Annotated in this window: 26 protein-coding genes and 8 pseudogenes; 21 read left to right on the plus strand and 13 right to left on the minus strand. The window is 62.4% G+C overall.

Annotated elements, in window-relative coordinates; all coding sequences use genetic code 11:
* Positions 1–127: 127 nt before the first annotated feature.
* The 3 genes and pseudogenes from ACFQH2_RS09610 to ACFQH2_RS09620 all read right to left on the minus strand — a co-directional run bounded on the left by ACFQH2_RS09610 (position 128) and on the right by ACFQH2_RS09620 (position 1,709).
* Positions 128–712 (minus strand): DUF502 domain-containing protein, encoded by a 585-nt coding sequence (locus tag ACFQH2_RS09610; RefSeq protein ID WP_377053075.1) that lies wholly within the window; start codon positions 710–712, stop codon positions 128–130.
* 43 nt (positions 713–755) lie between these two features.
* Positions 756–1,294, minus strand: a pseudogene (locus tag ACFQH2_RS09615) (CBS domain-containing protein).
* Positions 1,295–1,331: 37 nt separating this feature from the next.
* Positions 1,332–1,709, minus strand: a complete 378-nt coding sequence (locus ACFQH2_RS09620) for a DUF555 domain-containing protein (RefSeq protein WP_377053079.1) — start codon at positions 1,707–1,709, stop codon at positions 1,332–1,334.
* Positions 1,710–2,012: 303 nt separating this feature from the next.
* Here ACFQH2_RS09620 and ACFQH2_RS09625 point away from each other — a divergent pair, with 303 nt between their 5' ends.
* The 9 genes and pseudogenes from ACFQH2_RS09625 to ACFQH2_RS09665 all read left to right on the plus strand — a co-directional run bounded on the left by ACFQH2_RS09625 (position 2,013) and on the right by ACFQH2_RS09665 (position 9,007).
* On the plus strand, positions 2,013–2,288 hold the full coding sequence (locus ACFQH2_RS09625; protein WP_377076678.1) for a hypothetical protein: 276 nt from the start codon (positions 2,013–2,015) through the stop codon (positions 2,286–2,288).
* A gap of 9 nt (positions 2,289–2,297) precedes the next feature.
* Positions 2,298–3,031, plus strand: a pseudogene (psmB, locus tag ACFQH2_RS09630) (archaeal proteasome endopeptidase complex subunit beta).
* Between the two features lie 44 nt (positions 3,032–3,075).
* On the plus strand, positions 3,076–4,311 hold the full coding sequence (locus tag ACFQH2_RS09635; protein WP_377053085.1) for an HD domain-containing protein: 1,236 nt from the start codon (positions 3,076–3,078) through the stop codon (positions 4,309–4,311).
* A gap of 73 nt (positions 4,312–4,384) precedes the next feature.
* Positions 4,385–5,397, plus strand: a pseudogene (locus ACFQH2_RS09640) (amidohydrolase family protein).
* Positions 5,398–5,484: 87 nt separating this feature from the next.
* Positions 5,485–5,760, plus strand: coding sequence for an ArsR/SmtB family transcription factor (locus tag ACFQH2_RS09645; RefSeq protein WP_377053089.1), 276 nt, complete (start codon positions 5,485–5,487; stop codon positions 5,758–5,760).
* 55 nt (positions 5,761–5,815) lie between these two features.
* Entirely contained in the window at positions 5,816–6,127 is a 312-nt protein-coding gene (locus ACFQH2_RS09650) for a hypothetical protein (protein ID WP_377053091.1), read from the plus strand.
* A 204-nt stretch (positions 6,128–6,331) separates the two neighbouring features.
* A complete protein-coding gene (locus ACFQH2_RS09655; protein WP_377053093.1) occupies positions 6,332–8,398 on the plus strand; it encodes a DUF7282 domain-containing protein in 2,067 nt (688 codons plus the stop codon).
* A 130-nt stretch (positions 8,399–8,528) separates the two neighbouring features.
* Complete coding sequence (locus ACFQH2_RS09660) at positions 8,529–8,774, plus strand: universal stress protein (RefSeq protein ID WP_377076679.1); 246 nt, start codon at positions 8,529–8,531, stop codon at positions 8,772–8,774.
* The gene (locus ACFQH2_RS09665; RefSeq protein ID WP_377076680.1) at positions 8,765–9,007 is read left to right on the plus strand and encodes a universal stress protein; all 243 of its coding nucleotides are present in this window, start codon (positions 8,765–8,767) and stop codon (positions 9,005–9,007) included. Before ACFQH2_RS09660 ends, ACFQH2_RS09665 begins: the two co-directional genes overlap by 10 nt.
* A gap of 9 nt (positions 9,008–9,016) precedes the next feature.
* Here the strand turns inward: ACFQH2_RS09665 and ACFQH2_RS09670 are convergent.
* Positions 9,017–9,948 (minus strand): annotated as a pseudogene (locus ACFQH2_RS09670) (biotin--[acetyl-CoA-carboxylase] ligase).
* A gap of 99 nt (positions 9,949–10,047) precedes the next feature.
* Between ACFQH2_RS09670 and ACFQH2_RS09675 the strand changes: the two are divergent.
* Positions 10,048–11,044 (plus strand): annotated as a pseudogene (locus ACFQH2_RS09675) (tyrosine--tRNA ligase).
* Positions 11,045–11,407: 363 nt separating this feature from the next.
* Positions 11,408–11,533: a hypothetical protein gene (locus ACFQH2_RS09680; protein WP_377076681.1), complete on the plus strand. Its 126-nt coding sequence runs from the start codon at positions 11,408–11,410 to the stop codon at positions 11,531–11,533.
* Between the two features lie 204 nt (positions 11,534–11,737).
* On the opposite strand, the gene ACFQH2_RS09685 is transcribed toward ACFQH2_RS09680, so the two are convergent.
* Positions 11,738–12,247, minus strand: a complete 510-nt coding sequence (locus ACFQH2_RS09685; RefSeq protein WP_377053103.1) for a macro domain-containing protein — start codon at positions 12,245–12,247, stop codon at positions 11,738–11,740.
* 120 nt (positions 12,248–12,367) lie between these two features.
* On the opposite strand from ACFQH2_RS09685, the gene ACFQH2_RS09690 reads away from it, so the two are divergent.
* Together ACFQH2_RS09690 and ACFQH2_RS09695 are read left to right on the plus strand one after the other, a co-directional pair.
* Positions 12,368–13,528, plus strand: a complete 1,161-nt coding sequence (locus tag ACFQH2_RS09690) for a hypothetical protein (protein ID WP_377076682.1) — start codon at positions 12,368–12,370, stop codon at positions 13,526–13,528.
* 20 nt (positions 13,529–13,548) lie between these two features.
* Positions 13,549–13,785: a hypothetical protein gene (locus ACFQH2_RS09695; RefSeq protein ID WP_377076683.1), complete on the plus strand. Its 237-nt coding sequence runs from the start codon at positions 13,549–13,551 to the stop codon at positions 13,783–13,785.
* On the opposite strand, the gene ACFQH2_RS09700 is transcribed toward ACFQH2_RS09695, so the two are convergent.
* Entirely contained in the window at positions 13,782–14,402 is a 621-nt protein-coding gene (locus tag ACFQH2_RS09700; RefSeq protein ID WP_377053107.1) for a DUF7504 family protein, read from the minus strand. The two genes, ACFQH2_RS09695 and ACFQH2_RS09700, sit on opposite strands and share 4 nt — an antisense overlap.
* A 115-nt stretch (positions 14,403–14,517) precedes the next feature.
* On the opposite strand from ACFQH2_RS09700, the pseudogene hisC reads away from it, so the two are divergent.
* The 5 genes and pseudogenes from hisC (at position 14,518) to tpiA (ending at position 18,020) form a co-directional block, all read left to right on the plus strand.
* A pseudogene (hisC, locus tag ACFQH2_RS09705) lies at positions 14,518–15,589 on the plus strand (histidinol-phosphate transaminase).
* 8 nt (positions 15,590–15,597) lie between these two features.
* A complete protein-coding gene (locus ACFQH2_RS09710; RefSeq protein ID WP_377076684.1) occupies positions 15,598–16,092 on the plus strand; it encodes an adenylate kinase family protein in 495 nt (164 codons plus the stop codon).
* Positions 16,089–16,697, plus strand: a complete 609-nt coding sequence (locus ACFQH2_RS09715) for a CDP-alcohol phosphatidyltransferase family protein (protein ID WP_377053113.1) — start codon at positions 16,089–16,091, stop codon at positions 16,695–16,697. Before ACFQH2_RS09710 ends, ACFQH2_RS09715 begins: the two co-directional genes overlap by 4 nt.
* Before the next feature lie 57 nt (positions 16,698–16,754).
* Positions 16,755–17,291 carry a multiprotein bridging factor aMBF1 gene (locus tag ACFQH2_RS09720; RefSeq protein ID WP_377053115.1) on the plus strand — a complete coding sequence of 179 codons (537 nt, stop codon included), beginning with the start codon at positions 16,755–16,757 and terminating at the stop codon, positions 17,289–17,291.
* Positions 17,292–17,375: 84 nt separating this feature from the next.
* Positions 17,376–18,020, plus strand: coding sequence for a triose-phosphate isomerase (tpiA, locus tag ACFQH2_RS09725; RefSeq protein ID WP_377053117.1), 645 nt, complete (start codon positions 17,376–17,378; stop codon positions 18,018–18,020).
* A gap of 28 nt (positions 18,021–18,048) precedes the next feature.
* On the opposite strand, the gene ACFQH2_RS09730 is transcribed toward tpiA, so the two are convergent.
* From ACFQH2_RS09730 to ACFQH2_RS09740, 3 genes and pseudogenes are all read right to left on the minus strand, one after another.
* On the minus strand, positions 18,049–18,345 hold the full coding sequence (locus ACFQH2_RS09730) for a PadR family transcriptional regulator (protein WP_377053119.1): 297 nt from the start codon (positions 18,343–18,345) through the stop codon (positions 18,049–18,051).
* Between the two features lie 301 nt (positions 18,346–18,646).
* Positions 18,647–19,258 carry a superoxide dismutase gene (gene sod, locus ACFQH2_RS09735; RefSeq protein WP_377053121.1) on the minus strand — a complete coding sequence of 204 codons (612 nt, stop codon included), beginning with the start codon at positions 19,256–19,258 and terminating at the stop codon, positions 18,647–18,649.
* A gap of 111 nt (positions 19,259–19,369) precedes the next feature.
* Positions 19,370–20,789: pseudogene (locus tag ACFQH2_RS09740) on the minus strand (cryptochrome/photolyase family protein).
* A gap of 98 nt (positions 20,790–20,887) precedes the next feature.
* Between ACFQH2_RS09740 and ACFQH2_RS09745 the strand changes: the two are divergent.
* Together ACFQH2_RS09745 and ACFQH2_RS09750 are read left to right on the plus strand one after the other, a co-directional pair.
* Positions 20,888–21,172, plus strand: coding sequence for a DNA-directed RNA polymerase subunit L (locus tag ACFQH2_RS09745; RefSeq protein WP_377053125.1), 285 nt, complete (start codon positions 20,888–20,890; stop codon positions 21,170–21,172).
* 256 nt (positions 21,173–21,428) lie between these two features.
* Positions 21,429–21,620: a multidrug transporter gene (locus ACFQH2_RS09750; RefSeq protein ID WP_377076685.1), complete on the plus strand. Its 192-nt coding sequence runs from the start codon at positions 21,429–21,431 to the stop codon at positions 21,618–21,620.
* A gap of 152 nt (positions 21,621–21,772) precedes the next feature.
* Here ACFQH2_RS09750 and ACFQH2_RS09755 read toward each other — a convergent pair whose 3' ends face one another.
* Positions 21,773–22,072, minus strand: coding sequence for a hypothetical protein (locus tag ACFQH2_RS09755; protein ID WP_377076686.1), 300 nt, complete (start codon positions 22,070–22,072; stop codon positions 21,773–21,775).
* A 98-nt stretch (positions 22,073–22,170) separates the two neighbouring features.
* On the opposite strand from ACFQH2_RS09755, the gene ACFQH2_RS09760 reads away from it, so the two are divergent.
* The gene (locus tag ACFQH2_RS09760; RefSeq protein ID WP_377053131.1) at positions 22,171–22,446 is read left to right on the plus strand and encodes a hypothetical protein; all 276 of its coding nucleotides are present in this window, start codon (positions 22,171–22,173) and stop codon (positions 22,444–22,446) included.
* A 112-nt stretch (positions 22,447–22,558) separates the two neighbouring features.
* On the opposite strand, the pseudogene hisF reads toward ACFQH2_RS09760, so the two are convergent.
* The 3 genes and pseudogenes from hisF to ACFQH2_RS09775 all read right to left on the minus strand — a co-directional run bounded on the left by hisF (position 22,559) and on the right by ACFQH2_RS09775 (position 24,266).
* Positions 22,559–23,373: pseudogene (gene hisF / locus ACFQH2_RS09765) on the minus strand (imidazole glycerol phosphate synthase subunit HisF).
* A gap of 54 nt (positions 23,374–23,427) precedes the next feature.
* A complete protein-coding gene (locus ACFQH2_RS09770) occupies positions 23,428–23,769 on the minus strand; it encodes a hypothetical protein (protein WP_377076687.1) in 342 nt (113 codons plus the stop codon).
* Positions 23,766–24,266 carry a hypothetical protein gene (locus ACFQH2_RS09775; protein ID WP_377076688.1) on the minus strand — a complete coding sequence of 167 codons (501 nt, stop codon included), beginning with the start codon at positions 24,264–24,266 and terminating at the stop codon, positions 23,766–23,768. The genes ACFQH2_RS09770 and ACFQH2_RS09775 overlap by 4 nt, the downstream gene beginning before the upstream one ends.
* Positions 24,267–24,273 lie beyond the last annotated feature (7 nt).

Genomic DNA, 24,273 nt, shown 5'->3' on the forward strand with positions numbered 1-24,273 from the left:
CGGTCAGTCCGACAGTCATAGGAATAGCACGATCCAATGGGAACGACGCCGCCGCGGTTCTGGGCGAACCCGTCTTGTTTTATATGCACACGATAGCTGTGTCAACTCCCGCAGTTAGCGGACTCCGTCAATCGTCGGACGGCACCTGCTCCGACGACATGCCGTTTTGCTCCCCGAAGCCGGCGCTGAGGACGCGGGTCAACGCATCCTCGATCGACTCGTCGATCTCTTCGAACTCGTCATCGTCGAGTTCGATGACGAGGCCGCTGGTGACGTTCGGGGAGGTCGGAACAAAGATGACGTGATCACCCGATTTGGACCGCTTTCCAGTTTTGAACGCGGTCATCCGCAGGTCCCCCCAGAGGTTCACTTTGACAGGCTGATTGAGCTCGGACGATTCCGTGACGGCGGTTTCGACAGCCATCTGGGAGGCGTTGTAGACGATCCGAAGGCCGGGAACGCGATTCATCAGGGAATCCATCCAGCCCGCGAAGATGGAGCCAATCGCCGTGCGCATTAAGTATCCGACGCTAAGAACGACGGTCGCAACCAGTAGAATGCTGAGGACGACGCCGACCGGGGAGGGGTTGATGTCGTTGAACAGCGGTAGCCCTGCAATAAACCCGTAGAGCCATCGGAGTGCGTACAATGAAACGAGAATCGGGACCAGAACGACGAAGCCGCTTCCGAGGTCCCGTTTCACCCAGTCCATATCCTACCCTGGCTACACAGCCTCATATGCGTTCCTGTCGATGCTACGAGAGGCGGCCGGCGATGTCGGCCTCGGTGAGGATGCCGACGGTCTCGCCGCTATCGGTCACCATCACGGCCTTGTAGTGTTCGAGTAGGCTCGTAACTTCGTCGAGCGTAGTATCTTGGGACACCGTCGGAAAGCTCTCGCTCATGAACTCCCGAACCGGTTCGTTCCTGTCGTCTTCGTCGGCATGAACCAGGTCGCCCTGGCTTATACTGCCGACGGGGATACCGTCCTGCAGGACCGGTAGCTGGGAGTACGCCTCCTCTTCCATCTTCCTGACCGCATCGCTCAGTTCGTCGTCGGGCGAGACGCTGATCACGTCGCTGTGCATCAGATCCTCGGCTCGCACGATTCCGGTTTCGGCCTCGGCGAGCGCGCTAACGATCCGCCGAAGCGTCGACAGTCGCGGATCGACATCGCCTCCTCGATTCGCGCGATCAACGGCTGTGAGACGTCCGCACGATCCGCGAGTTCGCTCTGGGTTAGCTCCAGTTCGTTCCGTCGTTCTCGAAGATCGGCTGGCGTCGGGAGGTCCATACCGGTAATTACCCGGGGTTATAGAATAATGTTTGGGTCAGGGTTCCGATTCTTCTTCGAGTTCGGCCTCGTCCTCGTACTCGATCGTTTCGACGACCGAGAGCGGGACGTCTCGAAGGGTGCCACCGACTTCGCTTTTGCCGATGCGCTGGGCGTGCTCCTCGCTATCGGCGTTGAACACCTTCATCTCCAGCACGAGGCCGACGAGCGCGGTGTCAGCGGCGATGAATGCCGAGTCGAACGGCTCACCGCAGGCGGGACAGCCCGTCGCCCCGACATCGACCTCGACGTAGTCCATGTCCTGCTGATTCAGTCGCTTCCCGGCTTCGCTGACCGCGACGCCGATTGCGTCGTCGATCGAATTAACGTCACGAACCAACCACGCGGCTTCCATCACAACGAGATAGTTGCTCATAGCTGTACCTTCCCGCTGGAGGTTATCGTTCTTTGCGGTTCGTCCCTGTGCTCGACGAGCGGAAAACCGTCACTGCCGGGCGCGCACGAGAACGGGATAATACTTATAACTTATACAGTGCCACCGGATGTGCGCTCCGATTCCTACCGCACGTCTGTCGGCTATCCTACTGTAATTTCTCCCGGGAAAAGCGGAGTTGAATCGCACGACGTAGTCGGTGTGATCCAGCTATGATCTGTCATTCTATATGATTTCATTAGTTATGCTTTTATACGACCCTCGCAGAGCCACGAGCGAAGACAGATGATCGAACGCGTTGCCAAAGCCACACTGCTTGCCCTGTACCAGCTTACCATCGTGATCGGGATCGTCCTGATGCCAGTCGCGGTAGCACTCCAGCGCACCCTCGGGCGCGCCCCCCGCTTCACCGGTTTATCGAGCGCGTCGATCGAACGTACGAAACGGCGGTCTGATGGCAGTACTCTCGCTGAAACGCAGTATTTGGCCAGCAACAGTAGGGTTCCGATAGCTGCCCTCGAATACCGCAAACTCGGCCATTTATATGTGGCCGGCTTGTAGTAACGCCCAATGCGTACCCCCATGGATAACTCCCAGTTCTCACGCAATCAGGACCGTCTCGATAATACCGGTACGGACCCGCTGAGCCCTCGCTCGGCTCTCTGCCGGACCCGCAGGTCTCCGAATCCGAACTCGAAAACGTCAACAAGACCGGGACGACCACCATCGGTCTGACGACCGACGACGGCGTCGTCGTTGCGACGGACATGCGTGCCAGCCTCGGCGGCCGCTTCGTCTCCAGCAAGGACGTCCAGAAGGTCGAGCAGATCCACCCCAACGCCGTTCTCACGCTCGTCGGCTCTGTCGGCGGCGCGCAGTCCTTCATCAAATACCTCCGCGTCGAAGCGAACCTCTACGAGACCCGCCGCGGCGAGACGATGTCTATGCAGGCGCTGTCGACGCTCGCCGGGAACTTCGCCCGAGGCGGACCGTTCTTCGCCATCCGACCCATCCTCGCCGGCGTCGACGAGGAAGGCTCCCACGTCTACAGCCTCGACCCCGCGGGCGGCGTCGTCCGCGACGACTACACCGTCACCGGAAGCGGCATGCAGGTTGCCTACGGTACCCTCGAACAGTATTACGAGGAAGGAATGTCGAACGAGGAAGCAATAGAGGTCGCCGCACGTGCGATCCAGAGCGCCACCGAACGCGACACCGGGAGCGGTAACGGTATCTTCATCGCCGAAGTGACCGAGGAGGACGTCGATATCCACGGTCACAAGGACTACGACGAACTGCTGTAGGCCACGTGCCATCCTTTTTATAGCAACACGCCGAACGCGCGTCCATGGCGACGATCAAAGACAGCGTCCACGACCATATCGAGGTCGAGGGCGTTGCAGCGGCGTTGCTGGACACCCCCGCTGTTCAGCGGCTCCGACGGATCAGACAACTTGGAACTGTTTCCTACGTCTACCCGTCCGCGAACCATACCCGATTCGAGCACAGCCTCGGCGTCTACCATCTCGCCTGCCAGGCACTCGATGGACTCGGCGTCCACGGCCAGCAGGCCGAACGGGTCCGCGCTGCCGCGCTCCTCCACGACGTGGGTCACAGCCCGTTCAGTCACAACGTCGAGACGGTGATCCACCGACACACCGGCCGGTATCACGACGACGTCGCAGAGCTCCTCGCAACGAACCCCGTCGGTGACGTGCTACGGGCACACGATCTCGAACCGGCCAGGATCGCGGATCTGATCGCCGGAAACGGACAGTACGGACAACTCGTCTCCGGAGAACTGGATGTCGATCGGATGGACTATCTGGTCCGTGATGCTCACCACACCGGCGTCCCGTACGGCACGATCGATCACGGGCGGCTCGTTCGGGAACTGACGTTCAAGAACGACCAACTCGTCCTGCAGGAGGGGAACGTCCAGAGCGCCGAGAGCCTGCTGGTCGCGCGTGCGCTGATGAACCCGACCGTCTACAACCACCACGTCGCCCGGATCAGCAAGTCGCTGCTCAGACGCGGCACCGAGCGGCTGATCGACGAAGAATCCGTCTCCGGGTCGGACCTTCGCCGGATGGACGACAGTGACCTACTCGTTGCGCTCCGGCGTCACGACGCGACCGAATCATACGCGGAGGCCCTGGACGAACGGGACCTGTTCAAACGAGCCGTCTGGGCCGAACTCATGGACGTCCCGGACGAGATTATCGAGGCCGGACACGACCGCATCCGCGATCTGGAGGCGGATATCGCGGATCAGGCGAACGTCCGATCCGCACAGGTCATCCTGGACGTCCCGGACCGACCGACGATGACCGAGTCGACGACACGGGTCGTCGTCAGCAACGAGATCAGACGGCTCGATCAGCAATCGCCGCTCGTCGAGGCGCTCCGTGCCGCACAGCAGTCACAGTGGCGGCTTGGCGTATACGCCCCCGAGGAAGTAAGCGAACGCGTCGGGCGGGCGGCCGCGTCCGTCCTCGGTCTCGATACCGATGGTGGCCTCGTCTCCGACGTTCGCGAGGGGCACTACGCCACACTCGACGAGTTCGATCACGCCTCGAACTAACGGCGATAGACCCGCTGGGACGGTCTCGATCCGGAACGACAGGCAAATGGGTGATACGCGTGTACACCCGCGTATGCATCTGGACGGGACAGTGCTGCGCGGTCCCTCCTTCGAGCCGGTCGAGGGGCGCGTGGTGATCGATGGCGGGGAAATCGTCTCTATCGAGGAGATGGAGACGACGAGCGATGACATCATTCTCCCGGCGTTCGTCAACGCCCACACCCACCTCGGCGACTCGATCGCAAAGGAAGCGGGCGGGGACCTTTCGCTCGAAGAGCTAGTCGCGCCGCCGGACGGGCTAAAACACCGACTGCTCAGGGAGGCATCACGGGACGAACTCATCGAAGGGATCCGGCGCTCGCTCCAGTTCATGGAGTCGACCGGGACGGGCACCTGTCTCGAATTCAGGGAGGGCGGCGTCGAGGAGTCCGAATGTTCCGAGAGGCGGCCGAGTACAGCGACCTGCAATCGCTAATCCTGGGGCGGGAGACCATCGATGCGATGCAGATCGCGGACGGCTTCGGTGCCAGCGGCGCGAACGACGCCGATTTCGAGACCGAACGGACGGCGACTGGGGAGGCTGGCAAACTGTTCGGCATCCACGCCGGCGAGGTGGACTCCAGCGACATCAACGCCGCACTGGACCTCGACCCGGAGTTCGTCGTCCACATGGTTCATCCCGATCCAGTCCATCTCCAACGCATCGACGACAGCGAAGTTCCGATCGTCGTCTGCCCGCGATCGAACATCGTCACCGGCGTCGGCCGCCCGCCGATCGCGGAGTTGGCCGAGCGCACGACGCTCGCGCTCGGCACGGACAACGTGATGACCAACAGCCCCTCGATGTTCCGGGAGATGGCCTTTACTGCGAAACTGTTCGATCTTTCCGCCCGGGACGTACTCCGGATGGCGACGGTAAACGGTGCACGGATCGCGGACCTCGACCGTGGCCTCGTCGAGGAGGGCCGGCCCGCGAAACTCCTCGTTCTCGACGGCAACTCCGACAATCTCACCGGTGCACAAGACATCGTCCGGGCGGTCGTCCGCCGCGCGGGACCGGCCGACGTGAAGCGACTCGTTCTGTAGCTATCGGGCCGTCGAGCATGTTTCGGTAGCGGTCCTCGTCGACCGTTTCCCGGGCGTTTAATACAATCCGCTGATTCCATCGGATTAATGGAGGCGGTTCTGTGGTACGTGCTAACCGGAACCCGCGGTGGTGAGAACCGTGTTCGGATCCTCAACGCGCTCGACGAGAAACCGCGAAACGCCAACCAGCTCGCTGAAGCGCTCGACCTCGACTACAAGACGGTTCGTCACCACCTCGACGTGCTGATGGAAAACGACATCGTCAGCAAGAGCGGTGACGACTACGGAGCGATCTATCTACCCGCTGACCGGACCCGCCACCACTGGGAGACGGTCGAAGAGATCATCACACAGGTGGAGTAACTATGTACGAAATTGGGAAAGGACGTATCAGAGCTGACTGTAAAGGAGGGGACAGATGAGTATCTGGGTATCAGTGGCTCAAGGCGCCACTGCCATCAATGTCCTGTTGCTGCTCGGGTTGAGTTACATCTGGGGTAGCAATTTCCTCAAGTTCCGGTCGAAGCACGCTTTCGGACTACTGCTGTTTGCTGTCTTCCTGCTGCTGGAAAACGGTCTCATGCTGTACTACTACCTGATCGATCCGATGCTTTCAGCGTGGTGGCACAACGAGTCGTTAGTGCCGATAATCGTCTGGCAGACACAGATGGCGATCAACGTCATGCAGACGGTCGGTCTCTCGGTGCTGCTCTGGATCACCCTCGACTAACGCTCCTGCGGGCACCACTCCCTTCCTGCGCTCCCTGACCGCCAGCGACGCAACGGCCCGCGCGTCGCGGACTCTCCGGGCCTCTCGACCCCCCGCCGTCCCGTCCGATGTGGCGGAATTTGGGTGACAATCAGGCCGGAATACTGCACGAGTACGGCCGTAGTCCGGGAAATCTTCTTTTAAGTAGTCCCGGGGAAGTATGATATGCGTCGAATCAGCGCAGCGCTGATGGCACTCGTCGTTGCGACCAGCGTGGTCGGGATGGCGGGGGTCGTCGGTGCGAGTGCGACCGAATCGAGCAGTATCGGACCAGCAACAGAAAACGAGGCAGCAGTGACCTTCGAGACACAGACTTCTGGCGGATCGACCGTCACCGTCGACGAGGCGACACTCCCAAACGGCGGCTTTGTGACGATTCACGATAGCTCGCTGGCCGACGACGAGGTGTTCGGCAGCGTCGTCGGAACGAGCGCGTATCTCGAAGCGGGCACGCACGAGGATATCGAGGTCGCCCTCGAAAAACCGGTGACCGAGGACGACACCCTGTTCGCGATGCCCCACACGGACACGGACGACGACCGGATCTACTCGTTCGTGTCGAGTAACGGCGACGCCGATGGCCCCTACACCGTCGACGGGGAGATAGTCCTTGACGACGCGGACGTGACGGTGTCGGCGTCTCTGGAGGCGACGGCACAGCCAAGCGACGGCGAGTCCGTCGTCGTCGACCGCGTCGAACTGTCCGAGGGCGGTTTCGTGACGATTCACGACAGCACGCTCGAAGACGGCGCGGTGTTCGAGAGCATCCGCGGCACGAGCGAATACCTCGCCCCCGGCGTCCACGAGAACGTTCGCGTGACGCTCGACGAGTCGCTCCACGGCCACGAGACGGTGTTCCCGATGGCGCACATGGACACGAACGATAACCAGTCCTACGACTTCCCCGAGACTGAGGGTGCCGAGGACGGGCCGTTCGCCGATGCGCATGGTGCTCCAGTTACGGTCTCCGCGGACGTGACAGTTAGCGAGGACGCCACGGTCTCCTTCGAGGCACAGTCCTCGGGCGGCAATGCGGTCGTCGTCGAGGAGGTCTACCTGCCCGACGGTGGCTTCGTCACGATGCACGACAGCACGCTCGAAGACGGCGCGGTGTTCGAGAGCATCCGCGGCACGAGCGAGTACCTCGACGCCGGACTTCACCAGAACGTCGTCGTCCACCTGGACGACACGGTGGAGGCTGACGACACCCTGATGGCGATGCCGCACACCGACACCAACGACAACGAGGCGTACGACTTCCCAGAGACGGAGGGGGCGGAGGACGGCCCGTACACGGTCGACGGTGAGATCGTGATGGACGGCGGCGAAGTCGAAATTTCGGCCGCGGTCTCGGTGAGCGACCAGGACTCCGACGGTACCAACCTGGTCGTCGACCGCGTCGACACCGCCGAGGGCGGCTTCGTGACAGTTCACGACGCCAGCCTGTTCGGTGGCGACGTCTTCGGCAGCGTCGTCGGGACGAGCGAGTACCTCGCCCCCGGCGTCCACGAGGATGTCGAGGTTCAGGTCGACGAGCGACTGACAGCGAGCCAGGTGATCGTGCCGATGGCCCACACGGACAGCAACGGGAACGAGGCCTACGACTTCCCCGAGACGGAGGGCGAGGAGGACGGCCCGTACGTCGCTGATGGCGGGGCAGTCGTCGACACGGCGAAAGTGACGGTCCCCGCGAGTATCGACGTGAGCAATCAGGACTCCGACGGCAAGTCGGTCGTCGTCGACGAGGTCACGCTTCACGACGGCGGCTTCGTGACGGTTCACGACAGCACGCTCGAAGACGGCGCGGTGTTCGACAGCGTCGCTGGGACGAGCGAGTATCTCGGACCGGGAACCCACGAGAACGTCGAGATCATGCTCGACAGCGAACTGACCGCCGACGAGACGGTGTTCGCCATGCCGCATCTGGATACTGACACCGACGAGACGTACGACTTCCTCGACACCGAGGGTAGCGAGGACGCACCCTACACTGCTGGCGGCGAACCAGTGCTGACTCCGGCAACGATCAGCGTCGATGGCATGGACGACGAGGAGATGAACGGTGACGAAGAGATGAACGGTGACGAAGAAATGGACGGTAACGAGGAGATGGACGACGAGGAAATGACCGCCGAAACCGACGATGGCGACGACGGATCGCCCGGCTTTGGCTTCGTCGCTGCAGTCGCTGCGCTACTCGCCGCGGTCGGTATCGCCCGACGGCGCGAGTAGGCCCGAACGGTCCCATTCGGCTCACGCTGGTGGTTCGGCCCTGCTTTTCACCCCGTTTCCGCTTTCCGGGAGCGGCGCGAGCACGCACCGAAACGTTATACTCCCTGATGGTAAGGTACCATGTAACAAGATGTACGATCGGATACTGGTTCCGACCGATGGCTCCCCTGGCGTCGGACGCGCGGTCGATCACGCGGTCGACCTCGCCGCAACCCACGATGCGACAGTCCACGCCATCTACGTCGTAAACTCGGCGACGTTCGCAGGACTCCCCATGGAGGCGTCGTGGAACGGGATCAGCGACGTCCTCCGCGAAGAGGGTCAGGAAGCGCTGAAGCTGTCGAACGAACCGCTGATAAAGCGGATGTGCCCCTGAAGACACGCCTGATCGATGGCTCCCCACGCCGTGCAATCGTCGAGTACGCGGACGGCCACGACTGCGATCTGATCGTCATGGGCACCCACGGCCGCGGCGGGATCAACCGCCTCCTGATGGGCAGTGTCACGGAAGGCGTGATCCGGACCTCCGACCGACCGGTGCTGACGGTGCAACTGGGGGACAAATCCGACAATGACGACCAGCGAGACGACACACCAACCCAAGCCTGAGTCCGACGATCAGGTCGCCCGGAGATGTTCGCAGTCCCCCGCGTGGACCCGCACCGTTTCCGTTCCTGTATCGACGAGCAATGTCCCCGGCCGTTCGACGTCGATTGCTTCTCCCTCTACGACACCGTCCGGCGTCTCGACGCGGACGCGCCGGCCGAGCGTCAGCGCGAGGTCGCGCCAGCGGTCGAGAATCGCTTCCTCGTCAGCGAGCAGGTCGTCGAGTCGTTCGAGCACTCGCTGAGTGAAGGTTCGCCGGTCGACGTCGCCGACCTGCTCGCGGATGCTCGTCGCCGTATCCGGGAGTTCCTCCGCGTCGATGTTCGCGTTGACACCGATCCCGACGACGACCCAGGAGACGCGGTCGGCTTCGCCCTCCATCTCCGTGAGGATGCCAGCCAGTTTTTTCTCACCGTCGTCGGTCGGCACTAACACGTCGTTTGGCCACTTGATCCCGGCGTCGACGCCCGTCTCGCGGGCCGCCGTGGCGGTGGCGACCGCAGCAGCCAGCGTCACCAGGGGGCATGCGCCGGCGGCATGGATGGTCGGAGGACGGCACTCAGCCAGACGCCGCCACTCGGCGCGGCCCATTCACGGTCGAGTCGTCCGCGCCCACCCGTCTGCTCGTCGGCGAGCACGACACGGTTCTCTGCCCCCTCGCCTGCCGCCTCGCGTGCGCGGTCGTTAGTACTCCCGATCGAGTCGTGATATTCGATCTCGAAGGGGGCTTCGAGGCCGTACTCGACGGCGCTTTCCCCGAACTCGGGGACCGATTCGAGGACGTAGCCGTCGCCCTCGCTCTCGATGACGAAGCCCTCCTCCCGGAGCGCCTCGACGTGTTTCCAGACTGCGGCACGGGTGACGTCGAGGCGCTCCGCGATCTCTGCCCCGGAGACGTCGTAGTCGGCGATTGCTTCGAGAACGGCGCGTCGGGTCTCGTTCATGCGTGGGTGTTCAGAGCGGGGGTATTGTCGGTTCTGTCACGCCGTCGAGACCTGCCCGACTTGGGAAGCCCTAAATTCCCTCCCCGATAGAGTGCTCGTATGGATACTTACGACCTGATCACTCGCAACGCCGAGGAGGTCGTCACCGACGAGGAAGTCGAAGCGCTCGCGGCCGACCCCGACGAGAAACGGGCATACGTCGGCTACGAGCCATCCGGCGTCCTGCATCTTGGGCACCTGCTGACAGCGAACAAACTGATCGACCTGCAGGACGCGGGCTTCTGAAATCGTCGTCCTGCTCGCCGACGTCCACGCCTACCTCAACGGGAAGGGGACGTTCGAGGAGATTCGTGAGACGGCCGAGCAGATGCGCGAGCAGTTTCTCGCGTACGGACTCGACGAGTCCCAGACCGAATTCGTCTACGGTTCCTCCTACCAGATGGACGAGGAGTACGTTCTCGACCTCCACGCCATCGAACTGGAGACCTCGCTGAACCGTGCCCAGCGCGCGATGGCCGAGATTCAGGGCGACGAGACGGCGAAGGTCTCTCACGTCGTCTACCCGCTGATGCAGGCGCTCGACATCGAGTATCTGGACGTCGACCTCGCTGTCGGCGGTCTCGACCAGCGCAAAGTCCACATGCTCGCGCGTGAGGAACTCCCGAGTCTGGATTACGAGGTCCGGCCGTGTCTGCACACGCCGATCATCGCCGACCTGACGAGCGGCGAGGGGAAGATGTCCTCCAGCAGCGGGACGACGATTTCGATGGAGGACACGCGAGACGACCTCGAAGAGAAGATCAACGCGGCGTTCTGTCCGCCCACGCGGGACCCCGAACCGGACGACGACGGTAACGAGCGCGAAAACCCCGTCCTCGAACTGTTCCAGTACCACGTCTTCCCACGGTTCGAGTCCGTGACTGTCGAACGCCCCGACGAGTACGGCGGCGACGTCACCTACGAGGAGTACGAGATACTCGCCGAGGACCTGGAAAGCGGCGAACTCCATCCGGCCGACGCAAAGGGTACTCTCACCGCCTACCTCGACGAACTGATCTCGCCCGGCCGAGAGCGTCTCGACGAACTCCGTGCGTAAGCAGTTCTTCTGATCGTTTTTGAATTGAGGCGCTACGACCCCTTCCTCAACGGGCGACCGAGGGGAGCGAGTAGAGAGGAGAGACAGCGTTCACTGCTCTTCCATGAGATCAGTCACTCGGTGCTATAGTCACGCATAAGTTATAGAGATATAATTTAGCACATATTGCGTGGTTCATCAGGAAATTTGTAAAGAATCTGAAGAAGTGTTTTAGTGGGATTACATAGTATATCTTCCTGTACCGGTGATCAAATGTCCCAGAGCACGTCAGATCCCACTAGAGGCGAGTTGTTTCAGAACGAGCGACCGACCCGGCAGGGATCAATATCGAGATACGACCTCCTCCTCGCGGTCATACCGCTGGTGTTTCTGATCGCAGCAGTGTTCGGCGCTTTGCTCTCGGTGCCGCTAAACCTCTCGCTGTTCGGTGCGGCGCTGGTCGGTGCTGTCGCAGTCGTCGACGGCGTGTTCTGGAACCCGCCAGTGTGAGGATTCGGCAGCGTCGAATCCCGACGCGCACGTTCGTCCAGCAGTCTCTACAATCAGCGTAGGATCTCAACCAGTTCGTGCACCTCGACGGAATCAGCGGTTACGCCGCGATGAAAGGCATTCCCGCTCCGAGACTGAGCGTTGCTTTCAACGGTGGTCTCCCGGATCGACGTCGAGCGGACCGGTAGCCCCGGTTAAGGTCGCTTAACTATCGGTGAACGGCGCGGTAGCCGACTCGACGGTCGCGTATTCGTCGTCGCTATAGGCGATAAACCGAACGTCCGATAGCGAATCGGGGTCGTACTCGGCGATCGTTTCCGCGATGATTTCAGCCCCTCGGTCGAGGTCGAAGCCAGCGACGCCACAGCCGAGTGCGGGGATCACGAGCGACTCACAGCCTCGCTCGTCCGCGGCTTCCAGCGCATTTTGTGTGGCCTCGCGGATGCTTTCGGCCGTCGCCTGGCCGTCGCCGTAATGGGGCATCGCGGCGGCGTGGATGACGTACTCCGCGTCGAGGTCGTAGGCGTCGGTCACCGCCACCTCGCCGAGGTCGATGGGCCCTTTCGACGTCGCTTCATCGTCGAGTTCCTGGCCTGCACGACGTCTGAGTGCCCCGGCGACACCGCTTCCCATTTTGAGACTCGTTCCGGCCGCGTTGACCAGTGCGTCAGCGGACTGTGCAGCGATATCACCCTGAATGGTCTGGAACTCCATGATCGGAGCTACCACCTCCGACCCCCTCACTGTAATGGGTAGTAACGGTACCATTTGACATGGCATGGAAAGGTAGAAATGCCCTCGATAAGTAGTATATAACGAGACAGTACCCCGCAAATGAGTCCCGACGACACACCGGATCCCTACGGCGATTATGCCGAGTTACTCCGTGAGATCGGTATTCCAGACGAGGAGACCCGATCACTCCACGTTGGCGACGGCCACGACGTCGCCGACCAGCCGCTCTTGCCCTTCCTGGAAGACAGAGTTGAATCGTCGGCCGCGACAGACCTCGCCCGCAAACTCGTCGACGTCCTGACTCAGTCGCGGCGCGGGATGAGCGCGACCGGGAGCTACTGGAACTACGCGCCGGAGGTGCACCTGAACGAAGTGTTCGAGCCCTACGGCTGCTCTGTGACGTTCCAGGACGCCTCACACGGCGATGGCCAGTCGAGTTTCGAGGTGATCCTCGAAGACGCCTCCGGAACTGGCCACCGGACCACCTTCGAGTACCCCGAAACGCCGCTCGGAGACGATAACTTCCCGGCGCTGCTCGCAGCCATCGAACGACGCCTGCTCTCGAACACCGACCTGACGTTCGTCCTGCTGACCCCAATCGACCGGCGCTGGCGAGTCCTCATGATCGAGCACGCACGGCTCGACCATCTCCGAAGCGAGTACGGCGAGCGAATCAAGTTCGCCGGACTCCCGCTCCTGCGCGAGGACCAACTCGAGGCCTTCGAGCGTGGCGAGGCGACCACAGTGAAGCCACAGTCTGGCGAAACGATGGCGGGGACGGATCGCGACCCCAGCACCGCCCATCGGCGAACACACCCGGACGCGGCCGACGGTTCGCTTGCACGTATCACGAGTGTCGATGACGGACCGACGCCCGATCCGGACAGCGAGGGCGATCCTGGGGCGGTGTTCGCGGGCTCTCCGGACGACCTCGCCGCCCAAGCAGGGGAAGACGCCGGCCAGTCCAAGCGCGACGGTATGCAGGCCACGGATGGCGAACTCAATCAGGTGTTCGGCGACCTCTCGGGCGTCTCGCTCGAACCCATCGAGCAGGAGACCGACAACGACGGCCCGGTCGAGGAGTCGGTCGATATCGGCGAGCGAACCGAATCCGAGGCCGAGGCCGAACCGGATGGCCTCGACGACCTGTTCGAACAGATCGAGCGCGAAGCGCTCACCGACGAGGATAGCGCCTCTCCGGCCGGACCCGGCGACTCGACTGCCGTTGCTGCCACGGCAGGGGAGGCGGAGCGTTACTGACGGCGTCCAGCAAGGGCCAGTTGGCCGAGGACAGAGAGACGACCGACGGGACAGAGATAGCTTCAGACGCGGATTCGGCGGACGAAGACGCGTTCGACATCGCCTCGCTGGTGGCAGGGCTATCCGCCGAGGAGGATGCCGACGCTACGGAAACGAAGGAGAGAACGGAGGACACCGACCCCGTCGAGGACGCCGACAGCACCGAGTCGTCTCCCGAGTTCGAGTGGGTGAGCGACGACGAACTCAGCAGTCGTTAGAGGCGAAGCCAGTCGCTGGAGACGTCTTTGCCGAGCAGATGCCAGCGCTGCTCGGCGATTCCGTCCTTCTCACGAACCTCGACCAGTGCGTCGAACAGCGGTTCGATCAGGTTGACATGATCGCTCCCCCGTTCGACGCGAAGGTGGTAGTGGCCGATCCCGTAGACGCGTCTGACCGAGGCCGTAAGGACGTGCAAGAGCCGAAACAGCTCTTCGGGGTCGTGGTCGACGAACAGGGGGCCAAGCGAATCGAAACAGAGTCGCAGTTCGGCTGGCGAAAGCGCTCCGGCACGCGTCTGGAACTCCTCTATCCGGGAGACGACCTCGCTCCCGAGCCCGCTCAGTGAGCTCTCGCCCGTCGCAGACTCCTCGCCAAAGCGCACGATTTCCCGGTCGATGCCGTCGAGGGTGTCGGGAGCACAGGCACAGACCGGCCCGCGTCCGGAGAACACGAACAGTCGGCGACGGTCATCGTCACCGACCAGATGGCGACATGCGTTGCTGTGGACGTTCCCGTTACCGACGAGCAGGAGGTTACAGCCGTTCTGTTTGAGTTCGGCCAGTTCCTGGGAGAACGTCGTGCTGTCCGGAACGCCGTCGCCGCGTCCGAATTCCATCACTTTTTCGTTTGAAAACAAGGTCTATTAAACATTGCGGCGTCCGGCGTTCTCAGGTGGCTACAATCCATCCTCCTTGAGCACGCTTAAGAACCGCCGGAAACTGGTAGGGAGTATGAACCCACGCGACCTGTCGGCCCACACCGAGTACGTGGCGGGCCGAGGTATCGAGGAGGTCGCCCGCGACCTCGGCATGGATCCGTCGGACCTGATCAAACTCGCGTCGAACGAGAACGCGTTCGGCCCGAGTCCGGCCGCCGTCGAGGCTATCGAGGCCCACGCCTCGTCGGTGAACAGCTATCCGAAGACCTCACACGCGGATCTGTCCGAGGAACTCGCCCACCGCTGGGATGTCGAGCCGAAACAGATCTGGCTCTCCGCCGGCGGTGACGGCTCACTCGATTACCTCTCGCGGGCCATGCTCGCCCCCGACGACGAGGTGCTCGTGCCGCAACCGGGCTTTGCCTACTACGCGATGAGCGCTCGCTATCACCACGGCGAAGTGAACGAGTACACCATCTCACAGGCGGACGGCTTCGCACAGACCGCAGAGCGGGTACTCTCGGCGTACGACGGCGAACGGATCGTCTATCTCACGAGTCCACACAACCCGACCGGGACGGTCTGTCCGCTCCCCGACGTCGAACGGATCGCCGAGGAGACTGCCGAGGAGACGCTCGTCGTCGTCGACGAGGCCTACGGCGAGTTCGCCGATATCGATTCGGCGGTCGGCCTCGTCCGCGAGCGAGAGGACATCGCGATCATCCGGACGTTCTCGAAAGTGTACGGGCAGCAGGGCTTCGGCTGGGCTACGCCATCACGCCGAGCGAGTGGGCGGATGCGTACGCCCGCGTCAACACGCCCTTTGCGGCGGGAGAGCTCTCCTGTCACGCCGGCCTGGCGGCGCTCGACGACGAGGAACACGTCGAGCGAACCGTTTCGACGGCCGAGTGGGCGCGCGAGTATATCTACGAGCACGTCGACGCACCTACCTGGGATAGCCAGGGGAACTTCGTGTTGCTCAGGGTCGGAGAGGCCACTGCAGTCGCCGACCGACTGCAGGAGCGCGGCGTCATCATCCGCGACTGCACTGCTTCGGGCTGGACGACTGCATCCGGGTGACCTGCGGTACGGAAGCCGAGACGAAACGCGCCGTGGACGCGATAAACGAGGTGTTAGCGGAGTGAGAGTCGCAGTGACTGGGACGCCCGGGACGGGCAAGACCACCGCGACGGAACTGCTGGAGACCGACCTCGACGTCGTCCACCTCAACGAGGCCATCCGCGAGGAGGCTCTCTACGAGCGGGTCGACGAGGAGCGCGACAGCGTCGTGGCCGATATGGATGCCGTCGCGGAGTGGCTCGGCGGTCGGGACGACGTCGTCATCGACTCGCATCTGGCCCATCACCTGGACATTGATCGCGTCGTCGTCCTCCGCTGTCGCCCCGACGTGCTTGAGGAGCGCCTCGTCGAGCGTGGCGAGGGCGAAGCGTCGGCCGCGGAGAACGCCGAGAGCGAGGCGCTCGACGTGATCCTCTCGGAGGCGGTCGACACGCACGGCTTCGATTCCGTCTACGAGATCGAAGCGACCGAGCGCACGCCCGAGGCGGTTGCCACGGAGATCGAAGCGGTCATCGAGGGAGAGCGCGATCCGAGTGCCGGCGAAGTTTCGTACATCGAGTATCTATGACACTGGATCAGTTCCGTTCGGTCGCCGACCGAGCACTCGAACCGTTCGTCGCGCTATCGACCCGACTCGGACTGTCGCCCGACGCGATCAGCGTGCTCGCCTTCGTCGCCGCGGCCGTCGCAGGCGGTGCCTACTACCTCGCGAGCGAGACGGCGATCCTGTATCTCGCGGGGGCCGTTCTCGTCGGACTCAACGGGGCACTCGACCTGCTCGACGGCGCGGTCGCTCGCGAGCAAGAAGTCGACTCGAAGGCCGGGGACCTGCTCGATCACGTGCTCGATCGGTACGCCGATATCGTCGTCATTGCGGGACTCGCCGCGGGAATCGGCCACTACCCGCTCGGGTTCGCGGCCGTCACAGGCGTCCTGATGACCTCCTATCTCGGAACGCAGGCCCAGGCGGTCGGGCTGGACCGGGTCTACGCCGGCGTGCTCGGGCGTGCCGATCGGCTCGCACTCATCGGCGTCGTCACCGGCGTCGCCGCGTTCGTTCAGCCGTCAGTGGCCGGATTCGGCCCGATCGGCTGGCTGCTCGTACTCTTTGCCGTCGTCGGCCACGTCACGGCGCTCCAGCGGTTCTGGGGCGCATGGGGCGCACTCGATTGACCGACGGCGTCGCCACGGCGTACCTTTTATCAACGCTGGCAGCGAAAGGGGAGACATATGGTGCAGTGTGAAATGTGCGGCGCCTCGGTGTCGTCGCCTAAGACCGTCAAGATCGAGGGAGCCGAACTCGACGTCTGCAGTGACTGTGCTGACTTCGGGACCGAAATAAAGACCCAGCAGTCCTCAAGTTCGTCCACGAAGTATTCGACGGGGTCGAGTTCGAGCGGCTCGGATGGTTCGAGCGGATCGTCCGGAACCAGCGGCTCCGGCGGTTCCAGCCGATCGCGATCCCGCTCGGACATGTTCGACGACATGGACGAGATCGTCACCGATTACGACGAGCGGATCCGCTCTGCACGCGAAGAGAAGGATCTCAGCCAGTCCGACCTCGCGAACGAACTCAACGAGAAGGCGAGCCTCATTCGAAAGCTCGAACGCGGTGACACGCTACCGAGCGACGACATCAAGTCGAAGCTCGAGAGCTTCCTGGGACTCTCGCTGACCGGCGGCGTGGCGTCGGACGACGAGGAGTGGAGCGGCGGTTCGGCTGACGGCGAGTACACGCTCGGCGACGTCGTCAAACGAAAAGACTGAATCCGGCCTCGAACTGGGGAATCGTCTTCTCAGCGGCCGGGAGTTCTCGCAACCTATTTGTCGCCAGCGACCGCTGGTGAACGTATGTTCGTCCTTGTAAACCTCAAGGCGTATCCGTGTGATCCAGTCGAAGTAGCCACCGCAGCGCGCGAGGCAAGCGAGTCTTCCGGCATCGACGTCGGTATCGCGCCCCAGGCCGCAGCGATCGAGGCCGTCGCCGAGACGGGCGTCGAGACCTGGGCCCAGCACGTTAGCCCCGTCGAGCACGGGAGCCACACCGGTAGCACCCTCGCCGAGGCGGCCGACGACGCGGGTGCGACTGGGACCCTGCTCAACCACTCGGAGAACCGTCTCAAACTCGCCGACATCGATGGCTCGCTCGACGCGGCCGACCGCGTCGGCTTCGATACGGTCGTCTGTGCGAACAACCCTGATCAGATCGCCGCCGCGGCCGCGCTCGGTCCCGACGCCGTCGCTGTGGAGCCGCCGGAGCTAATCGGGACCGGCACGCCGGTCAGCCAGGCCGATCCCGACATCGTCCGTGACGCCGTCGACGCCGCCGCCGCGGTTGACGAGTCCGTCGACGTCTACTGCGGTGCAGGGATCAGCACCGGAGAGGACGTCGTCGCAGCCGAGGAACTCGGTGCTGACGGCGTACTGCTCGCCAGCGGCGTCGCGAAGGCCGACGACCCGCAGGCGGCGCTCGAGGATCTGGTCGAACCGCTGTAGACGCCCGAAAACACTCCTGAAGTCACGATTATAGCGAAACCTCGGTTTCGTCGTTTTCGAGGTACCGTCGCTCCCACTCCCGCCGCGCTTCGAGTTCCCGGTCGCCCCGCTGGGTGAGTGCGTAGTAGTTGGTTCGGCGGTCGAGTTCGCCTTTTTCCACTAGCCCCTTATCGACGAGAGCATCGAGATTCGGGTAGAGCCGTCCGTGATGGATCTCGCTCTCGTAGTACTCTTCGAGTTCTTCTTTGATCGCGAGACCGTGTGGGTCGTCACGGCCGGCGATGACGTACAGTAGGTCCCGCTGGAATCCGGTTAGGTCATGCATGTTCTCCCCCATATAGTTATCCAACTATCAAACTGATAAATGTACAGGGAGTTAGGAGATACTGAGAGGGGTATCTGTCGGATCCCGGTGAAGATCAGGTAACCGTGTTACCTCCGAGACATCGGTTATTGGTCGTCTTTCACCGACATATTCGAGCATGCTAAACTACTGCTGAGAATTCATGTCATATATTGATAGTGCTCAGGAATACGTGTCAGTTACATACGGTTCTTGGGGGCGTTAATACTTTCAGCTAACCGTAGCGTACTGCAGAAAGAATCGTGAGGTCTTGGCGGCTACACTACTCGAAGTGGTCGAGGCACTTATCGTACTCTTCAGTTGCCTTGTCCCAATCGACGACCTCGAAGAACGCGCTGATGAAGTCGCCACGGGCGGGGCCGTAGTCGTAGTAGTAGGAGTGCTCCCAGACGTCGATGGCGAGAACGGGATGTGCGCCCCAGAGCGCGCCCTGGTCGTGCTTGTCGACTGCGACGTTACGCAGTTGTTTGGCGACCGGGTCGTAGACTAGCAGGGCCCAGCCACCAGCAGCGCTGGCGGCGGCCTCGAACTCGCCTTTCCAGCCTTCGTAGGAACCGAAGTCCTCTTCGATGCGTTCGAGTAGTTCGCCGTCGGGTTTGCCGCCCCCGTTGGGATCCATGTTCTCCCAGAACAGGGTGTGGAGATAGTGTCCACAGCCGTTGTGGGTGACGTTGCCGATAGCGCCCGCGGAGGTACCGAAGTCCCCGTTCTCACGGTTCTCGGCGAGGGTCTCCTCGGCGCTGGCAAGGCCGTTCACGTAGCCCTGATGATGGGTGTCGTGATGCCACGTCAGCACCTGCTCGGAGATGTGCGGTTCGAGCGCATCGTAGTCATACGGCAGCGGCGGCAGTTCGGGTTGGGAATGTTCTGGCATAGCTATTGCCTCCAGTTCCAGTATCGGTTCGATGACTGTTAAACGTTTAGAAGAGGGTAGTTGACATACCACATACCAGAGAGTTGTCCCCGGCTTTCACAGTCGCCCTGGTCACTCGCCCCGTGCCGTCTCGAACATCTCGATTGCCGCTTCTCGGCGCTGGCTATGCTCGACGATTGGGTCGGGATACTCCGGTGCGAGTCGACGCCGTTGTGTCGCGGAGAGTTCGTGCCAGGTGTGGATCTGCTCGGCCTCGACCGCTTCGAGTTCTGGTATATACCGCTTGATATACGTCGCGTCGGGGTCGTAGCGCTCACCCTGCGTCATCGGATTGAAGATCCGGAAGTACGGCTGGGAGTCGGTGCCGGTCGAGGCGGCCCACTGCCAGCCACCGTTGTCGTTTGCCGTCTCGTGGTCCACAAGCCTCTCGCGGAACCAGTCGTAGCCCTCGCGCCAGTCGATCAGCAGATCCTTGGTAAGAAACGAAGCGACGATCATCCGCACGCGGTTGTGCATATAGCCTTCGTCAGCAACTGGCGCATCCCGGCGTCGACGATGGGATAGCCCGTCTCACCGGCTTTCCACGCCGCCAGATGCTCCGGGTCGTCGCGCCACTCGATTCCGTTCTCGTACTCCTTGTAGTTCTCCGAGACGACTTCCGGATTGAAGAAGAGAACGTGGCTGTAGAACTCCCGCCACGCGAGTTGGGATTGGAACTCCTCGACGGACTCTGCTTCGGCGTCGCTGTCGGCACGCTCCATCGCGTCGGCAGTCGCCGCGTACACCGTGCGAATCCCGATGGTTCCCCACTTCAGATCCGCCGAGAGCCGCGAGGTAGCGTCGTCTGCCGGGTAGTCCCGCCGCTCGTCGTAGCGGTAGATATCCCCGGCACAGAACTCGTCGAGACGGTCGCGGGCGGCGTCGGTGCTGGCCGACTGCAGGTCGGCATCAGGTTCGTCGAAGCCGAGGTCGCCGACGGTGGGTAGCGACGTCGACCACCGATCCGGGACCGAGTGCGACGCCGGATCGGCGAGGTCGTCCGCATCCGGTGTCTCGTAGGGGTCTCCTTCTCCCGATCCAACCACTTCCGGCCGAAGTAGGTAAAGACCGAATACGGGTCACCGTCGTTCGTCGTGATCGAGCCTGGTTCGTGACAGATCGCGTCGTGGTAGCTCTCGCGGGCGACGTCAACCTCGTCGAGCGCCTGTCGAACCTCGGTATCGCGTTCCCGCGCCAGTCCCGAGTAGTCCTTGTTCCAGACGACGGCCTCGGCGTCGGTCGTTTCGGCGAGACGCGACAACACGGTTCGAGGATCACCGCGCGCGAGGAGGAGGTCACTGCCCTTGTCACGATAGGATTCTCTTAGCGAATCCAGCGCATCAAGCATATACGCGACCCGTGGTGGTGATCCGTGCTGGAGGACGGCTTTGTCAAATACGAAGACGGGCAGAACCGATCCGGAACCGGCAGCCTCGGTGAGGCCGCAGTTGTCCGTCGGTCTGAGATCCCGTCGGTGCCAATGGATCTTCATACCCTTCTTGACGACCCGAAGGGAATAAATCCTCCTCCTGACCGGTCGGAACGCTCGCTATCGAAAGCTACAAACCCGCCACAAGCAAATTTGTCGACATGGAACTACGGGTCATCGAAAACACTGAGGACGAACTCTCTATCGAAATCGGCGAAGAGGATCACACCTTCATGAACGTACTCAAAGGCGCGCTACTGGAGACAGAAGGCGTCACTGCGGCGACCTACGACATGAACCCGGAGCAGTCCGGTGGACAGACCGAACCGATCCTCGGTATCAAGACGGACGAGTCGACGGACCCGCTCGACGCGCTTGAAGACGGCGCGGGACGAGTTCGGGACAAGACGAACGCCTTTCGCGATGCCTTCGAGACGGCGGCCTGATCGGAACTAGCTTTTCTGTTGTGGTGTCGGATCGGACACTGGTCGTCCATGCCGTTCAGTGAACCGCCTCGGGGTCAAGCTCCGAAACACTCGGCCTGTTTAGATGTCTCACAGCAAAGCATCTGCTTCGGTTTCGCCTCTGCCGTGCCACCACAGGCAGTTCAAGGCTAGAACCCTGCCCGGTCTGAAACGGCATAGCTACGCGTCGCCGGTCGATCACCCCCTTTTTGAGTTCTCGGAGAACATAGTTGAGAACATGTACCAGATCGAGTCGTCCTGGGGTGCCGTGATCGGATTGCTCGTTGCTGTCGTCGCAATCGTCGGTACGCAGATGCTTGGCTGGGAGTGGGGATCCGAACAGCTGGTGCCAACGATTATCGGCGTCGCTGTCGCCGGAATTGCCGTCGTACTCGTCGTTCAGAAGACTACTGGGGTAATAAGTAATTAGGATCCAGTCATCACCGGGCCGTCCGCGCCCCCCACCGTTCAGTCCGGGTGGGTCACTGATCGGTCGGTTTGGACCCTCCAACGTCTTCCACGGCACCGATTACAGCGCGATGAGCGCGATCAGTCCGAGTCCCGCAATCGCGATCAGCACCATCAGCGGCAGGTACGGCCTCGCAATCGATTTCCACCCGGTCCGGCGTTCGAGGTCGCGATCGAGTTGTTCGTAGGAAGGTTCGATCTTCTCCAGTTCCTGACTGCCACAGCGACTGCAGGGGGCGTGTGCTTGACGTGCTGGCGACCGCAGTCGCTACACGCCCAGACGAAGTTCGGGCCCGTCTCGACCGTTGCCGACGTCTCCTCGTCGTACTGCTTGAACGAGTCGTACCCACAGTCGGTACAGGGCGGGTCGTCGCGTGCGTGAGGTTTTCCACAGCGCTCGCACCGGTAGACCATTCATTGAACCTGGGAGATGGTACATATAAGACCCGTGAAACCCCCTCCCCGGCGCCGGAGAAGGAAGGTTTTAGTCACGAACTCGGCTACATTCGACTATGATCAGAGCGCTCGTCTTCTACGTGTCGACGGCGGTAGTCCGGGCCATTTTCGCGGCTGTCGGCGCGGTGAATCTCACCGGCGAGATCATCGGGCCGGGGTCCATGCTGATGGCGCTTGGCGGCCTCGCGCTGGTGGTGTTTGCGGCGTACAGGCTTCTCCTCGACGACCCGGCCGAGTCCGCGCCGGACGATAGCTGGGTCGGGACGATGGTCGTCGCTGCCGTGCTGTTGAGTCTCTGGGCGGTGACGGTGTCGCCGATATCGAGCGGGTGAGGTCGTGGCTTGTTTTCGACGTGGTTCGAGTATCGTGACAGACCACTTCGAGAACTGTAGCGGTATACTTCGAGAAGTGTAGAATCGAACTTCGCAGCGACAGACGAACGGTCTACAGCCGAACAGGCACGTCCCGCTCGTCCAGATACTGTTTCACTTCCTGAATCGAATACTCGTCGAAGTGGAATATCGATGCCGCAAGCGCGGCGTCGGCGTTCGCCTCAGTGAATATATCGTAGGCGTCTTCGGGTCCCCCACAGCCAGAGGACGCGATTACGGGCGTATCGACGGTATCACAGACTGCCTTCGTCAGCGGGATGTCGTAGCCGTCTTTGGTCCCGTCGGCGTCGATGGAGTTGACGAACAGTTCGCCCGCGCCGCGGCGTTCGGCCTCCGTGGCCCACTCGACGACGTCGATGCCGGTTCCCTCGCGGCCACCCTTCTTCGTGCACTCGAACCAGCAGGACTCGCCGTCGACCTCGACGTAGTGTTCGCCCCCTCGTCGTAGCGGCGCTGGGCATCGACGCTGATAACGATACACTGGCTGCCGAAGGCCGCCGCCCCCTCGTTGATGAGGTCGGGGCGTTCGAGCGCGCCAGTAGTGATCGAGACTTTGTCCGCGCCGGCGCGGAGCGTCTCCTTGATGTCCGCACGGGTCCGGATGCCGCCGCCCACAGTGAGGGGAATGAACACCTCGTCGGCGACGTCCTCGACGACGCCGAGCATCGTCTCGCGCCCCTCCGCGGAGGCGGTGATATCGAGGAAGACGAACTCGTCGGCACCGGCCTCGTTGTACCGCTTTGCCATCTCGACCGGGTCGCCGGTGTACTTGAGATCCTCGAAGTGAACGCCGGTGTAGACCGCGGGGTTGCCCTCTTCGTCCAGATCCACGTCGATACAGGGGATGATCCGCTTTGTGAGGCCCATATGCCCGACCGTAGTGTGGGAGGGTATACAAAGGGACCGCTCCACGCAAGCGCGTCAGTCGGCGACGATCCGTTCCAGTCCGGCACTGACGACGACGCCGCCGACCAGACCGAGCCAGTGCGCGTAGACGTTGATGATCATACCGTCGACGACGACCCGTTCGGGGAACAGTCCCACGACGAAGGCGACGAGGAGGGCAGTGACAAGGCCAACGGGAATCGCTTCGGCACCGAGTTGAATCCAACTGGCCCGGTCGTTGGGGAGTCGACCGCGGACGCTGACGGCCAGCGCTCCGAGACACAACACTGAACTCCCGGCCGCGCCGGCGAGCACCAGCGGGTCGACGACGCTGGCGTGCGAGAGATAGAACGTCACCAGTAGTATCAGGAAGATCAATGCGCCGGCAAACGTCGCGGTGCTTTTCGAGTAGGCGGTTCGCAACAGGACGAGCAGGGCGACGTAGACGAACCCCCGGCGGCGGCGACGACTGCCGAGAAGCCACGCGTCGTCGGTGCTCCGGGAAACATCGTCGCGAAGGTCGTGTAGCTGACGACGTTGACCGTTATCGGAACGACTACCAGTATCGCACCGAGCGTGGCGAAAAACCACCGACGGCGTCCTGCTTCGAGACAGAGCAGGTAGGCCATCACGATTGCAGCGACGTAGCCAGTGACGTTGTTCCGTAGATGTGGGACGTTCGAGTGGACGTAGGCGGCGGTGAGAAACTCCAGTGGCTCCGGATCGCCGTGCTGGAGGATGAGCGTTGTTCGCAGGCTCTCCGGTGCCAGGAGATGAACTCCGATCAGCAGCGCCGGGATCGCAGTGGCCACTACGAGCACGTCGAGCGCGACGCTCCGGCGCCTGTAGCCGAACACCCGATGAGCCTCTTCCATGCGACCT

Origin of the sequence: Natronoarchaeum sp. GCM10025703 (genome assembly GCF_042661985.1) — an archaeon.
Lineage (GTDB): Archaea > Halobacteriota > Halobacteria > Halobacteriales > Natronoarchaeaceae > Natranaeroarchaeum.

Excerpts from the sequence above, each read along its gene's own strand:
- tpiA (WP_377053117.1), top strand. The coding sequence starts at position 17,376 with ATGTTCGTCCTTGTAAACCTCAAGGCGTATCCGTGTGATCCAGTCGAA.
- ACFQH2_RS09685 (WP_377053103.1), bottom strand. The coding sequence starts at position 12,247 with ATGGAGTTCCAGACCATTCAGGGTGATATCGCTGCACAGTCCGCTGAC.
- sod (WP_377053121.1), bottom strand. The coding sequence starts at position 19,258 with ATGCCAGAACATTCCCAACCCGAACTGCCGCCGCTGCCGTATGACTAC.
- ACFQH2_RS09715 (WP_377053113.1), top strand. The coding sequence starts at position 16,089 with ATGACACTGGATCAGTTCCGTTCGGTCGCCGACCGAGCACTCGAACCG.
- ACFQH2_RS09755 (WP_377076686.1), bottom strand. The coding sequence starts at position 22,072 with ATGGTCTACCGGTGCGAGCGCTGTGGAAAACCTCACGCACGCGACGAC.
- ACFQH2_RS09610 (WP_377053075.1), bottom strand. The coding sequence starts at position 712 with ATGGACTGGGTGAAACGGGACCTCGGAAGCGGCTTCGTCGTTCTGGTC.
- ACFQH2_RS09730 (WP_377053119.1), bottom strand. The coding sequence starts at position 18,345 with ATGCATGACCTAACCGGATTCCAGCGGGACCTACTGTACGTCATCGCC.
- ACFQH2_RS09700 (WP_377053107.1), bottom strand. The coding sequence starts at position 14,402 with ATGGAATTCGGACGCGGCGACGGCGTTCCGGACAGCACGACGTTCTCC.
- ACFQH2_RS09690 (WP_377076682.1), top strand. The coding sequence starts at position 12,368 with ATGAGTCCCGACGACACACCGGATCCCTACGGCGATTATGCCGAGTTA.
- ACFQH2_RS09775 (WP_377076688.1), bottom strand. The coding sequence starts at position 24,266 with ATGGAAGAGGCTCATCGGGTGTTCGGCTACAGGCGCCGGAGCGTCGCG.
- ACFQH2_RS09660 (WP_377076679.1), top strand. The coding sequence starts at position 8,529 with ATGTACGATCGGATACTGGTTCCGACCGATGGCTCCCCTGGCGTCGGA.
- ACFQH2_RS09635 (WP_377053085.1), top strand. The coding sequence starts at position 3,076 with ATGGCGACGATCAAAGACAGCGTCCACGACCATATCGAGGTCGAGGGC.
- ACFQH2_RS09750 (WP_377076685.1), top strand. The coding sequence starts at position 21,429 with ATGTACCAGATCGAGTCGTCCTGGGGTGCCGTGATCGGATTGCTCGTT.
- ACFQH2_RS09645 (WP_377053089.1), top strand. The coding sequence starts at position 5,485 with ATGGAGGCGGTTCTGTGGTACGTGCTAACCGGAACCCGCGGTGGTGAG.
- ACFQH2_RS09625 (WP_377076678.1), top strand. The coding sequence starts at position 2,013 with ATGATCGAACGCGTTGCCAAAGCCACACTGCTTGCCCTGTACCAGCTT.
- ACFQH2_RS09745 (WP_377053125.1), top strand. The coding sequence starts at position 20,888 with ATGGAACTACGGGTCATCGAAAACACTGAGGACGAACTCTCTATCGAA.
- ACFQH2_RS09720 (WP_377053115.1), top strand. The coding sequence starts at position 16,755 with ATGGTGCAGTGTGAAATGTGCGGCGCCTCGGTGTCGTCGCCTAAGACC.
- ACFQH2_RS09655 (WP_377053093.1), top strand. The coding sequence starts at position 6,332 with ATGCGTCGAATCAGCGCAGCGCTGATGGCACTCGTCGTTGCGACCAGC.
- ACFQH2_RS09650 (WP_377053091.1), top strand. The coding sequence starts at position 5,816 with ATGAGTATCTGGGTATCAGTGGCTCAAGGCGCCACTGCCATCAATGTC.
- ACFQH2_RS09620 (WP_377053079.1), bottom strand. The coding sequence starts at position 1,709 with ATGAGCAACTATCTCGTTGTGATGGAAGCCGCGTGGTTGGTTCGTGAC.
- ACFQH2_RS09760 (WP_377053131.1), top strand. The coding sequence starts at position 22,171 with ATGATCAGAGCGCTCGTCTTCTACGTGTCGACGGCGGTAGTCCGGGCC.